Here is a 12,389-nt window from a genome sequence, read left to right on the forward strand (position 1 = left end):
TTTATTTAAAAAGTATGCTTAGAAGCGTTTTTATTTATTTTTGAAGTGCTAAAATAAGCTTCATGAAGAAAATTACCATTTTAATACACTGCAAAGATCGATCAAATATTATTGCTACTGTTACCAATTTTATAGCCAATAAAAATGGTAACATTGTATATTTGGATCAACATGTTGATAATCAACAGGATATATTTTTCATGCGTATTGAAAGTGAATTTAGTAAGGCCGATTTTTCAACAGACGTTTTTAAAACATGTTTTAAAAGTGATTTAGCTGATAAGTTAAATATGAAATGGCGGATTTATGATTCTGACCAAAAGCCTAAAATGGCGCTCTTTATCTCTAAATACGATCATTGCTTATATGATATCCTTGGGCGCTATAATTCTGGAGAGCTTAATTTAGAAATTTCTTTTATAATTAGTAATCATATAGATTTAAAGCCTATTGCTAATAATTTTAAAATTCCATTTCATCATATACCAGTTACAAAATCTACAAAAGCGGATGCAGAAAATAAACAATTACAATTATTAGAAGATAATAATATTGATTTTATAGTACTAGCACGTTATATGCAGATAATTTCTCCAAAACTTATTGATAAATACACAAATAAAATAATAAACATACACCACTCTTTTCTTCCTGCGTTTGTAGGAGCAAAACCTTACCATTCCGCTTACGAAAGAGGTGTTAAAATTATAGGAGCAACGAGTCATTATGTAACTGAAGAACTAGATGCAGGACCAATTATAGAACAGGATGTATCACGTGTAACCCATGCTTATACTATTAAAGACTTAATTGCTAAAGGGCGTGATCTAGAAAAAATTGTACTAGCCAATGCTATTAAACTTCACTCTGAAAGAAAAGTAATGGTATACAATAATAAAACTGTTGTTTTTTCATAAAAACTCTATATTAACAAGCCTTTAATTTGTTTTTGATTAAGAAAAAATTAACATTTGCATTATAGACAAATGTTAATTGTGACTTTATAATTATATTTGTGTCTTAAAACTAAATAATAAAAACCATTAACAAATTCTCAATTTTTATGAAATCAAATTTTATTTTATGCCTAACTTTTTTATTAGGCTTTGGAATGTCCCAAGCACAAAATTTACCTGCTAATCCTGATCCAGGAAAATGTTACGTAAAGTGTATTACTAAGGATGAGTTTAAAACTGTAGAGGAAACTATCCAAACGTATCCTGCATACACTAGATTAGAAGTAGTTCCAGCTACGTACAGAACTGTTGAAGAGCGTGTATTAGTACAAGAAGCTTCTAAAAGATTTGTATATGTTCCTGCAACTTATGAAACTGTAGAAGTACCTTACGTAAGTAAAGAAGGAAGATCTGATTTAAGTATTATTCCTGCTTCTTTTGGTTCTGACTCAAGAACTTTTGAAACGTACCCTAAAACTTCTGGTTGGGAATACAGAGAAACTGCTTGTGACTCTCCTAACAAAGAAGATTGTATGGTAGCTTGTTTTGTTGAGTATCCTGCTCAATCTAGAGACGTAAGTTTTACAACTTTAGATAAAGATGCTGCTACAACTAGCGTGCCTGTGCCAGAAAGAAGTGCTACTTACAAGAAACGTGTAGTTAAAACTCCTGCAAGAATGGATCAAATTGATATTCCTGCTGAGTACAAAACTATTAAGCGTCAAGTTTTAGCAACTCCTGCTTCTACAAGAAGCGTAACTGTTCCTGCTCAGTCTAAAAGCGTTACTAGAACTGTATTAGCTAAAAAAGGTGGTTTAACTACTTGGGAAGAAGTTGATTGTGGATTGTTAAACTCTAACGTTTTACCAATTTTTTACGAAACAGGTAGCGCAAGAATTACTGCTGCTTCTAAGAAAACAATTGATGAAACTTTATTACCATTATTAAATAGCAAGCCTGTAAGTATTGAGTTAATGTCTCATACAGATGCTAGAGGTAATGATAGCTTTAACATGTCTTTATCTCAACAAAGAGCAAATTCTGTAGTTAACTATTTAGTATCTAAAGGTATCTCTAGAAGCAGATTGACTGCTAAAGGATATGGTGAAACTAGATTAGTAAACCGTTGTTCTAATGGTGTTGATTGTTCTGAAGGTGAGCACAGAAAAAACAGAAGAACTGAATTTAGAGTTATTGGAAACTAAATTTTAGTTTTTATAAATAAAATTAAAAGAGGCTGTCTTTTCAGACAGCCTCTTTTTTATTATCACTTCTCGTTCTGAAAAAGAAAATTATAATTAAATATAAAAACAATATTAATAGTGTAAACAGTTACTATTTTAGAAATCCACTTCTTACCTAACCTCCTTTACAGTTTTTGGCTTTAGTTTCACTCTAATATTAAGGGCATCATTGATATAATCAATTAAAGGTCAAGCTCTTAATACTACTTGAATACTATTAAAAAGAACAGCATCTCCCATTTTTTATAATGACATACCATGTAATTTGTCTTCTTCTTACTAAAACTATTCTAATTCATAGCAACGTAAATTACCATTATCCATTAACTTTTAAGAGAGGTATTGCTCGCCTAGTTTTAAATAAACAGTATAAAACAAATTAACAACAAGGGTAAGTAATAAAAGTGAGTGAGATAAGGTGTTTTTAACTAAAACTTATGTAGTTATCATTATTTTAAAAAAAAACTAAAACGTATTTATGTTTAGTTTTATTAGTAGTAAAATGTGTGATTTTAAGATAAAACACTGCTTTACCTTTATAATTCTAGGTTAGAATTCTCCAAATATATAATCAAAAAAAAAAGTTCTTTATATCTTCAATTTGTTATCCTTATAAAACATACGTTTAAAAGGTATTAATTCTAAACACCTTTTTTTAGAAATATTATTTATACTATTAACTGATACTGCTATTTTTCTGTGATAATATAATTAGGATATTCTACAACCCTTTTCTCTATTACAACGCCATAGGTATCATTTAAATTAGATGCCATTAAATCGAAATACTTATAATGCAATTCCCAATCGTGTAATTTATTAGCCATATCTGCATCACTAATAATAATTGGTAGTTCTAAAAGATTGGCTAACTGAAAACTAACTTGATTTAACGATACGTTATCTGCTTGTATATCGGTATTACCAATTAAAAAGTGCGGTGTATCACTACCCCAATTAATTTGATCTGCATCCCAAAAGCGTGCATTAGATAAATTCAAAAAAAGTGCCTCTCCACTAGCAGATGCGTCTTTACGCCTAAGTTTTAACTGCTTCAAAATAATTTTTTCCATCTTTTTCAATGCTTTGGTATCATATTTAAAACGCATACGATACGTTTTATTCAATTCAGATGGCATGTTAACTTGGTTTTTATAAGCATAATTTGTGTAAGCTATAATATCCTTTAAACTTCCTGTTAATTGTAAAAAATCTTGCTTCTCAATTATTTCAAGTGTTTCTAAAGGTTCTTCAATTTCTACAATTTCAAAATCTTGCTCCAAATCTGCTTCCTTCGGTATAGCTACTGGCAAATACGATTGTAGTTTAAACATCTCATCTACAGATAGTTTTTGGGTATTAGTACTTAAATAACCATCAATATGATACGTTTTAAAATCTGCTGGATGACCTTCCCAAAGTTTTTCCCCTTTTGCATTAAACAAAATACCATATGGTAAACTAGCAATGTTATATTTGGAAAAAGCTTCACCATCATAATCAATTGCAACGCCTAATTTTAAATTATGCTTTATGGTAAAATTTTTCACAATCTGAGAATTTTCCTGAGATAAGGACATGATATAGAAATCCTTTGGATATTGCCGTTGTAAACTTGATAGTTGTTTTTCTGCTGCAATACATGGTCCGCACCACGTAGCCCAAAAATCAACAAAATATAATGCATTTTCATCATCGGTAGCAAGAGATGAATTTTTAATCGTTTCAGATATTTTAATCTGTGCTGAAGAAAATACCGAAAAAAATGTCAGTAATACTATTAAGATTTTTATTTTCATTTTAATTATTGAAAAAGATGATTTACATATCTTATAACAAGGATTATGCTAAAATAGTATTTTGTGTAAACTTCTTTAGTTTTTATAGCAAAATATAAAAAAATAACTTGAAAATGTGACGTGTTTATTTATTGAGTGTCTAATAATTACATAAGAATCTAATTGATTGAGGGATTAATTCGATTTACATATAAAAGGCATCTAATATAAATTTTAGATGTCTTTATGTTTTAAAGCATAAGTGTATCTTTGAAATTTAAAACCCAGATAGCATGATACGTAAAATTATATTAGTTGTTTTAGTGTTTAACGCCACAGCTTGTGCAGAATTACAAGGTGTTATAAATCAATTACCCCAAGGCGGCGTACTAACAAATGCTGAAATAGGCTCAGGCTTAAGGCAAGCCTTAGATTTAGGTATAGATAAACAAGTCACTAAGCTTACCCAAGAGGATGGTTTTTTTAAAAATGAATTAGTAAAAATTTTATTACCAGACGAACTACAAAAAGTAGATAAAACACTTAGAAGCATAGGTTTAAGTAAACTAGCAGATGAAGGTTTAAAAGTTTTAAACAGAGCAGCTGAAGACGCCGTAAAAGAGGCTACACCCATTTTTATAGATGCTGTTAAAGGCATCACTTTTGCAGATGCTAAGAATATATTATTAGGAAATGATGATGCAGCAACTCAATTTTTAACATCTAAAACGCAAACAGCATTATATTCAAAATTTAATCCTGTTATAAAAAACTCATTTAGTAAAGTGGGTGCTGATGCTATTTGGACAAACTTAATTAATAAATATAATACACTACCTCTTACGAATAACGTAAACCCTGATTTAACAGATTATGTTACTAAAGAAGCTTTAAAAGGTGTATACACTATGATTGCTGTTGAAGAAAAAGAGATAAGAAACACCTTAAGTTCTAGAACAACAGATTTATTACAACGTGTTTTCGCACTTCAGGATAGATAATTTTTAAAACCTAAATATTTACTAGGTTTTTTATCTAATGTAGATTGAAATTATAGGTGAAATTATTTTATGCTTTTTTTAACATAAACTAAACATCTAAACTGCAAAAAACATCGTAATTAATTTAAAACAAGTTAATTATGAGTCCGCATTTCTGTAAAATTGGTAAAATAAAAGTAAACACTACGCCCTTAATTAGTATGAAACAGCTAGAAAAAAGAATAAAAAACTTTGTAGAGGATATTAGTAAAGTAGAATTTTCTAAAGACTCTCATGGAGTGATTTAAAATATTTAATAGCTTTAGCTAATCTAGAGCCATACCAAGAAAACATTTCACCATCTACTAAGTATATTTTTGCATTAGGGTAAAATACTTTTAGTTCTACTATATGTCTCTTTTTAAATGGATATGGTTCACTAGATAATAATACCAAATCCACATGCTCTTGCTTTTGCAGTTTAATTTCTGGATAGCGTAATTTGTCTTTAAAATAGTTATCAAATTTATTCAACTTCATTAATGAATTAATAAACGTATTATTAGCCACTACCATCCATGGAGATTTCCATATAAAATAAACAGTTTTATAAGCTACTCTTTTCTCAACAAAATTCTCGAATTCTTTAAGTTCTATTTCAATATCAGAAATGATATTTAGAGCTTCATGTTCTTTTTTAAAGATTATCCCGTATTGCTTAATAAGGATAATACTATCCTCTATATTATAAATATCAGAAATATGCACAGGGGCAATCGCCTCACAATCTTCAACTATCTGTTTAGTGTTTTTCTCTTTATTACATAAAATAATATCAGGTTTTAGCGCTCTTATTTTTTCAATATGAATTTGTTTTGTGCCACCAATAACGCTAGATTTAGCTCTAATAAAATTTGGATGCACACAAAATTTTGTAACACCAACTATAGAGGCCTCTAAGCCTAAATCGCACAATAATTCTGTTTGACTTGGCACTAAAGAAATTATCCGTTGTGGCGTTGTATTGTGTGCTAATATATTTTGAAGTTGGTGATTCATATTAAAAATAAAACTACACTTTTTTTATTCTGAATCACCAAAAAAAAATACAAAACTATATCTTCGTTAAAAATTTAAAATATGCTTAAAGCTGTTATTTTTGATATGGATGGTGTTATCATAGATAGCGAAACAATGCATCGTAAAGCTTATCATGATATGTTTGATGACGTTGGAATTATTGTTCCAGTAGCGCTTTATGAATCTTTTACAGGCAAGTCTACACTTAATATTTGTAAACAATTATGTGAGCATTTTAACTTACGTGAAACGCCAGAAACCTTAGTAGCGCTAAAACGTAAACACTACAAAACACTATTTAATACAGATACTACTTTTGGACTAATAGATGGTGTTTTAGCTTTAATTAAAAACTATCACGACAATGGATTAACGCTAGTTTTAGCCTCGTCTGCATCAATGAGTGGCATTAATCTAATTTTTGAGCGCTTTGATTTAAATCAATATTTTAAAGCTAAATTAAGTGGTGCCGATTTAAGGCAATCTAAACCACATCCTGAGATCTTTGAAAAAGCAGCAAAGGCTTCAGGTTCCAATAAAAATGAATGTTTTGTAATTGAAGATTCTACTAACGGTATACAAGCAGCAATATCTGCAGGTATTTATTGTGTAGGGTATGATAGTTTTCACTCTAAAAATCAAGACTACTCTAAAGCAAATATGGTTATTTCAAATTTTGAAGCCATTTATTTTGATAAAATATCAAAAAAATTTAATTAAAGTATATGTCATTTTGCGTTTACATCGAAATTGCACAAAAATTATCAGAATATATTACACACATCAAAAGTGATATTCAGTAGTAGCTTTTATTTCCTTCAAAACAAAGTAACTTTCCAGTACGCCTATATTTTCAATTTTAGAAAGTTTTAGTCTCACAAATTCATGGTAATCTTCTAAACTCTTTAAGTTTATTTTTAAGAAAAAATCTACTTTACCAGCCATATGGTAACATTCCTGTACTTCTGGTAGTGCTTTAATTTGTCTGTCAAACTTATCGATAAAACCTTCATCATGATATCTTAATGACACCATACAAATAGCAGTAATTGGGCAGCCAATTTGTGATTTATTAATAAGGGCTACATAGCGTTTTATGTATCCTTTTTTCTCTAATCTTTTTATCCTTTCATATACTGGAGATGCAGTTAGGTGTAGTAATTCAGCAATTTCTTTTGTGGTTTTCTTTGAGTCTTTTTGAAGAATTCGTAGTATTCTAAGATCAACATCGTCTAGTTTATCCATATGCAGTAAAATATACTTTAATACTTTTAAAACAGCAATTATTAAAGGTAAATATACCTACAAATATTAAAATATAAAGAATAAAAAACTTATTTATTGCTAATTAACAGAATTTTTTATCATTATAATCAACATAACATTAATTTAGTATAACTTCATTTAAGTTATAATTATGAAAGATAAAATACTAATTACTGGGGCTAACGGACAACTTGGTTCGGTGTTAACAAAAAAACTTCAAGACACCTATGGTATAACCAATGTGATTGCCACAGATATAAAACTTAATGCAAACTTTAAAGGAACTTTTGAGTTTTTAGATACCACAGACTACAATAGTATTGCAACAATAATAAAAGAACATAATATTACCGAAATATATCATATGGCAGCTATATTATCAGCCAAAGGTGAAACAAACCCCTTGCATACATGGAATATTAATAATAATACATTTCTCAATATTTTAGAAGCAGCACGCTTGTTTGGTATAAAAAAAGTATTTTATCCCAGTTCCATTGCTGTTTATGGTAAAAATGCGCCCAAAAACGAAACACCGCAAGATTTTTTCTTGACACCAACTACCGTTTACGGCATGAGTAAAGCCGCTGGAGAACATTGGGCTAATTACTATTTTTTAAAGTATAATTTAGATGTTCGCTCATTACGTTATCCTGGTGTTATTGGGTATCAAACCTCACCAGGAGGTGGCACAACAGATTATGCCGTTGATGCTTATCACTATGCAATAAAGGGTGAAAACTACACCTGTTTTTTAAATGAAACCTCTGTGCTACCAATGATTTATATGGATGATGCCATAAGAGCTACTCTAGAATTAATGAACGCCTCTAAAGCGCAAATTAAGACTAGAACATCCTACAACATTGCTAGTATGAGCTTTAATCCTAAAGCATTAGAGCACGCTATTTGTGAACTAATACCTCATTTTAAGATGATTTATAAACCAGATTTTAGACAAGATATTGCAGACTCTTGGCCTAATAGCATCAACGATAATGAAGCTAGGACTGATTGGAATTGGCAACCAAAATACGATTTAAAAGCCATGACTGTAGATATGATTAAAAACTTAAAAGAAACTTATAAACCTGAAAACGCTTAAGCTATGTACGGAGATATAAAACAACAATTTAAAGCAGACCTTGAGACTATTAAAAAAAGTGGCTTGTATAAAAACGAACGTGTTATCACCTCAAAACAAGGTGCTGAAATTGATACATTAAGTAATACTGATGTTTTAAATTTTTGTGCTAACAATTACCTTGGTTTATCATCTGATCCACGTGTCATTCAGGCAGGAATTGATACATTAAAAACACATGGTTTTGGGCTATCATCTGTACGTTTTATATGTGGTACGCAAGATATTCATAAAACATTAGAGCAAAAAACCGCACAATATCTTGGTATGGAAGATTGTATACTCTATGCTGCTGCATTTGATGCCAATGGTGGTTTGTTTGAACCTTTACTTTTTAAGGAAGATGCCATTATTTCAGATGAATTAAATCATGCATCCATTATAGATGGTGTTCGTTTATGTAAAGCACAACGCTTTAGATATAAGAATTGTGATATGAAGGATCTTGAAGACCAACTTAAAGCAGCAGCTTCAACACGAAGAAAATTGATTGTTACAGATGGTTCTTTTTCTATGGATGGCAGAATTGCACCATTAGATAAAATTTGTGATTTAGCAGATAAATATGGAGCTTTAGTTATGATTGATGAATGCCACTCTACAGGTTTTATAGGTGAAACTGGTAGAGGTGTTCATGAACATTATGATGTTATAGATAGAGTAGATATTATTACTGGTACTTACGGGAAAGCGCTTGGTGGTGCATCTGGTGGTTTTACTGCAGCGAGAAAAGAAATTGTTGATATATTAAGGCAACATTCCAGACCTTATTTATTCTCAAACACGCTTGCACCAGCCATTGTAGGTGCAACTTTAAAAGTTTTCGATTTAATTTCTGATGATACAACTTTAAGAGACAAGCTAGAAGCTAACACAGCGTTATTTAGAACAGAAATGACCAGGGCTGGTTTTGATATTATTCCTGGCATACACCCTATTGTACCCATAATGCTTTACGATGCAAAACTGTCGCAACAATTTGCTAAAATGCTACTAGATGAAGGTATTTACGTTATTGGCTTCTTTTACCCTGTTGTACCTAAAGAAAAAGCTAGAATACGCGTACAACTATCTGCTGCACACGAAACCAAACATATTAAAAAAGCTATAGATGCATTTATTAAAGTTGGTAAACGTTTAGAGGTTATTTAATGTTTTTTATTATGTGTGTAAAACGATGATTTATAACATCTTTTTTTTTCATGTTTCAAATCATAGAAAATAATTTTTATGGATAGCACTACCAATTTCGTTAGTAATTACAAACTAAATTCATATTTTAACCCCTATTTTTACATCCTAATATGCATGAAAAAAATCCATATAAGTTTGGTTATGATTTTGAGCGATTAACCCATCGCAATATGGATTTAAAACAACATATCATTTATAACCCTTCTGGACAAAAAACTATAAATTTTAGTGATGCATTTGCTGTATTAGCCCTAAATAAAAGTTTATTGTTATCAGATTTTAAACTAAACTATTATCATTTACCCAAAGGCTACCTTATTCCACCAATTCCTGGTAGACTAGATTATTTGTTACATATCAACGATATCATTTCAGAAAAAATAAAAATATCACCCAATACTCGTGTAAAAGGCTTAGATCTCGGTTGTGGTGCCAATGGTATTTATTGCATCTTAGGAGCGCAATATTATAATTGGAAAATGGTAGGTATAGAAAGTGATGCAGAAGCAGTAGCTGTTGTCAATAAAAATATAAGTAACACCAAAGAATTACAAGATAAAGTTACTATCCTACACCAAAGCGACAAGAGTTTCTTATTAAAAAATTGCGTGACTTCTAAAGATGAATTTGATTTTTTAGTCTGCAATCCGCCATTTCACACTTCTGAAAAGGATGCTATGAAAGGCTCTCTAAAAAAACATAAAAATCTCAACCATAACTCTGATAAAAGTAATATTATACTAAACTTTCAAGGGCAAGCCAACGAACTTTGGTGTAATGGAGGAGAATCTTTATTTATTAAAAGATTAATTAAAGAAAGTATCTTATTTAAACATCAAATAAAGTTTTTTACAAGTTTAGTAGCTAAGGCTAGTCATCTCCCTAAAATAGAAAAACAACTTTATAAAGCTAAAGCTAATTATGAGATTATTCCCATGGCGCAAGGTCATAAAAAAAGTCGTTTTATTATTTGGTGGTTTTAATTTATTATACAAAAAAACCTGATGCGTTGTAAGCATCAGGTTTTATAATATAAAAATATTGTTACTATTTAACTAAGGTTACTTTTACAGCATTCATACCACGTTGTCCTTTTTCTAATTCAAAAGTTACTTTATTATTTTCAGCAATTTCATCTATTAAACCACTAACGTGTGTAAAATATTTTTCTTGATTTTCAGAATCTATAATAAACCCAAAACCTTTTGAAGTATCAAAAAATGATACTGTGCCTTGTCTTACATAGTCTACTTCTTCTTTATCTCCTTCTAGAGTTTTTGGGATACTAACTTCTATATGCTTCGCCTTTATTTTTACTTTTTTTGTAGGATCTGGTGGCGTATCTGTTAAATGCCCGTTATGATCAACGTAAGCAAATTCAATACCTTTACTACCATTCTCTTCCTTTGCAAGCTTACGAGCCTCCATTTTTTTTCGCTTGTCTTCTCGCTTTTTTAAACGTTTTTTTTCTTTTTCACTTTTACTGTAAGTTTGTTGCGATTTTGCCATGTATTGTTTTAAAAATTAATTTTTATGATGCTTGTTAAGCTATCTTAAACTACATCAAAGCACATCTAGGATATGCGTTATAAATAATAGACGTCTAAATTACGAATTTATATGCCTTAATTAAAGTAAGTTTACTCATTTTTAACCATTATAAGAAAAAAATATTGAAATATCATTTGAAATTTCAAAACAATACATCTTTTTTAATAAATACGTTATTTTTATTAAATTCGTCATTCTAAAAAATTAATTTATTTTTTCACCAATGCTATCCCGCATCATAGTTATAATTATTCTGTTAAGTATAAATTTACATGCTCAAAAATACGATTTCTTACAGCCCATAACTATTGATATTATTGAAGACTCTATAACCTCAGTTGTAGATGTTCCCAAATTAGAAACTATAAATATTACAGATGAATATTGGATTAGCACCGTTTACGACCCATACAAATACGCCAAGGAACTTAAATTTCCGATACATTTAAAATTTAAAGATTCTACCTATTTTTCACCTATTAAGAAGAATAAAGTAATAACATCTAGGTATGGGTGGCGCCATGGAAGGCCTCATAAAGGTATTGATATTGATTTAGTGACTGGTGATAGTATTTTTTCTATGTTTGATGGCATTGTTCGTATGTCTAGATATACGCGAGGACATGGCAGAACTGTTGTTGTGAGGCATTATAACAACTTAGAAACTGTGTATGCACATTTATCAGAATATGGCGTAAAAGAAAATGATACAGTAAGCAAAGGCACATATTTGGGTAAGGGTGGTGTTTCTGGTAATGCTCGAGGCAGCCATTTACATCTCGTTATAAATTATAAAGGTATTTCTATAAACCCTGAATACCTTTTTAAATTTGATGAAAACAATCAAATTAGAGCAAAAGAACTTTGGATAACTAAAAAATGGACACAACCCATAGCCCATAATTCAAGACGACAAAGCAATATAAAACCATTACTATCAGAAGCTAACGCTATAGCGAGCTTAATAAAACAACGCTCTATTTACACTGTAAAATCTGGAGATACGCTGTCTAGAATCTCAAAGCGTAACAATGTTACCATTGCATCTATATGTAAGGTAAATACTATTAGAAAAAGTGCTGTATTGAAAATTGGACAGCAATTAATCATCGAGAAGTAAATGGTTTAAAAAATATTTTCCGTTATTAATAATTAAATGTTATTTGAGTAAAACTGTACTCTTAGCATAAACATAA

General features: G+C 30.1%; 13 protein-coding genes. 9 read left to right on the forward strand and 4 right to left on the reverse strand.

The genetic code is table 11. The features are described from left to right. Positions 1-62 precede the first annotated feature (62 nt). A complete protein-coding gene (purU, locus tag ACKGJY_RS02335; RefSeq protein WP_413972231.1) occupies positions 63-917 on the forward strand; it encodes a formyltetrahydrofolate deformylase in 855 nt (284 codons plus the stop codon). A gap of 146 nt (positions 918-1,063) precedes the next feature. Further along, entirely contained in the window at positions 1,064-2,161 is a 1,098-nt protein-coding gene (locus tag ACKGJY_RS02340) for an OmpA family protein (RefSeq protein ID WP_413972232.1), read from the forward strand. A gap of 728 nt (positions 2,162-2,889) precedes the next feature. Here the strand turns inward: ACKGJY_RS02340 and ACKGJY_RS02345 are convergent. Further along, the gene (locus tag ACKGJY_RS02345) at positions 2,890-3,999 is read right to left on the reverse strand and encodes a TlpA family protein disulfide reductase (protein ID WP_413972233.1); all 1,110 of its coding nucleotides are present in this window, start codon (positions 3,997-3,999) and stop codon (positions 2,890-2,892) included. Positions 4,000-4,271: 272 nt separating this feature from the next. Between ACKGJY_RS02345 and ACKGJY_RS02350 the strand changes: the two genes are divergently transcribed. Continuing rightward, the gene (locus ACKGJY_RS02350) at positions 4,272-4,979 is read left to right on the forward strand and encodes a DUF4197 domain-containing protein (protein ID WP_413972234.1); all 708 of its coding nucleotides are present in this window, start codon (positions 4,272-4,274) and stop codon (positions 4,977-4,979) included. Positions 4,980-5,119: 140 nt separating this feature from the next. Continuing rightward, on the forward strand, positions 5,120-5,266 hold the full coding sequence (locus tag ACKGJY_RS02355; protein ID WP_413972235.1) for a hypothetical protein: 147 nt from the start codon (positions 5,120-5,122) through the stop codon (positions 5,264-5,266). Here ACKGJY_RS02355 and ACKGJY_RS02360 read toward each other — a convergent pair. Then, on the reverse strand, positions 5,241-6,017 hold the full coding sequence (locus tag ACKGJY_RS02360) for an ABC transporter substrate-binding protein (RefSeq protein WP_413972236.1): 777 nt from the start codon (positions 6,015-6,017) through the stop codon (positions 5,241-5,243). The two genes, ACKGJY_RS02355 and ACKGJY_RS02360, sit on opposite strands and share 26 nt — an antisense overlap. Before the next feature lie 81 nt (positions 6,018-6,098). On the opposite strand from ACKGJY_RS02360, the gene ACKGJY_RS02365 reads away from it, so the two are divergent. Further along, positions 6,099-6,758: an HAD family hydrolase gene (locus ACKGJY_RS02365; RefSeq protein WP_413972237.1), complete on the forward strand. Its 660-nt coding sequence runs from the start codon at positions 6,099-6,101 to the stop codon at positions 6,756-6,758. A gap of 63 nt (positions 6,759-6,821) precedes the next feature. Here the strand turns inward: ACKGJY_RS02365 and ACKGJY_RS02370 are convergent, their stop codons facing one another. Continuing rightward, entirely contained in the window at positions 6,822-7,283 is a 462-nt protein-coding gene (locus ACKGJY_RS02370) for an Lrp/AsnC family transcriptional regulator (protein ID WP_413972238.1), read from the reverse strand. A 172-nt stretch (positions 7,284-7,455) separates the two neighbouring features. Between ACKGJY_RS02370 and ACKGJY_RS02375 the strand changes: the two genes are divergently transcribed. The 3 genes from ACKGJY_RS02375 to rlmF all read left to right on the forward strand — a co-directional run bounded on the left by ACKGJY_RS02375 (position 7,456) and on the right by rlmF (position 10,625). Next, positions 7,456-8,409 (forward strand): NAD-dependent epimerase/dehydratase family protein, encoded by a 954-nt coding sequence (locus tag ACKGJY_RS02375; protein ID WP_413972239.1) that lies wholly within the window; start codon positions 7,456-7,458, stop codon positions 8,407-8,409. Between the two features lie 3 nt (positions 8,410-8,412). Further along, entirely contained in the window at positions 8,413-9,600 is a 1,188-nt protein-coding gene (gene kbl, locus ACKGJY_RS02380) for a glycine C-acetyltransferase (protein ID WP_413972240.1), read from the forward strand. 152 nt (positions 9,601-9,752) lie between these two features. Next, positions 9,753-10,625, forward strand: a complete 873-nt coding sequence (gene rlmF, locus ACKGJY_RS02385) for a 23S rRNA (adenine(1618)-N(6))-methyltransferase RlmF (protein ID WP_413972241.1) — start codon at positions 9,753-9,755, stop codon at positions 10,623-10,625. 64 nt (positions 10,626-10,689) lie between these two features. On the opposite strand, the gene ACKGJY_RS02390 is transcribed toward rlmF, so the two are convergent. Then, positions 10,690-11,151, reverse strand: coding sequence for a cold-shock protein (locus ACKGJY_RS02390; RefSeq protein ID WP_413972242.1), 462 nt, complete (start codon positions 11,149-11,151; stop codon positions 10,690-10,692). Positions 11,152-11,416: 265 nt separating this feature from the next. On the opposite strand from ACKGJY_RS02390, the gene ACKGJY_RS02395 reads away from it, so the two are divergent. Then, positions 11,417-12,313 (forward strand): peptidoglycan DD-metalloendopeptidase family protein, encoded by an 897-nt coding sequence (locus ACKGJY_RS02395; RefSeq protein WP_413972243.1) that lies wholly within the window; start codon positions 11,417-11,419, stop codon positions 12,311-12,313. The last annotated feature ends 76 nt before the right edge of the window (positions 12,314-12,389 follow it).

It is taken from the genome of Hyunsoonleella sp. 2307UL5-6 (genome assembly GCF_047345485.1).
GTDB lineage: Bacteria > Bacteroidota > Bacteroidia > Flavobacteriales > Flavobacteriaceae > Jejuia.

Excerpts from the sequence above, each read along its gene's own strand:
- purU (WP_413972231.1), top strand. The coding sequence starts at position 63 with ATGAAGAAAATTACCATTTTAATACACTGCAAAGATCGATCAAATATT.
- ACKGJY_RS02340 (WP_413972232.1), top strand. The coding sequence starts at position 1,064 with ATGAAATCAAATTTTATTTTATGCCTAACTTTTTTATTAGGCTTTGGA.
- ACKGJY_RS02345 (WP_413972233.1), bottom strand. The coding sequence starts at position 3,999 with ATGAAAATAAAAATCTTAATAGTATTACTGACATTTTTTTCGGTATTT.
- ACKGJY_RS02350 (WP_413972234.1), top strand. The coding sequence starts at position 4,272 with ATGATACGTAAAATTATATTAGTTGTTTTAGTGTTTAACGCCACAGCT.
- ACKGJY_RS02355 (WP_413972235.1), top strand. The coding sequence starts at position 5,120 with ATGAGTCCGCATTTCTGTAAAATTGGTAAAATAAAAGTAAACACTACG.
- ACKGJY_RS02360 (WP_413972236.1), bottom strand. The coding sequence starts at position 6,017 with ATGAATCACCAACTTCAAAATATATTAGCACACAATACAACGCCACAA.
- ACKGJY_RS02365 (WP_413972237.1), top strand. The coding sequence starts at position 6,099 with ATGCTTAAAGCTGTTATTTTTGATATGGATGGTGTTATCATAGATAGC.
- ACKGJY_RS02370 (WP_413972238.1), bottom strand. The coding sequence starts at position 7,283 with ATGGATAAACTAGACGATGTTGATCTTAGAATACTACGAATTCTTCAA.
- ACKGJY_RS02375 (WP_413972239.1), top strand. The coding sequence starts at position 7,456 with ATGAAAGATAAAATACTAATTACTGGGGCTAACGGACAACTTGGTTCG.
- kbl (WP_413972240.1), top strand. The coding sequence starts at position 8,413 with ATGTACGGAGATATAAAACAACAATTTAAAGCAGACCTTGAGACTATT.
- rlmF (WP_413972241.1), top strand. The coding sequence starts at position 9,753 with ATGCATGAAAAAAATCCATATAAGTTTGGTTATGATTTTGAGCGATTA.
- ACKGJY_RS02390 (WP_413972242.1), bottom strand. The coding sequence starts at position 11,151 with ATGGCAAAATCGCAACAAACTTACAGTAAAAGTGAAAAAGAAAAAAAA.
- ACKGJY_RS02395 (WP_413972243.1), top strand. The coding sequence starts at position 11,417 with ATGCTATCCCGCATCATAGTTATAATTATTCTGTTAAGTATAAATTTA.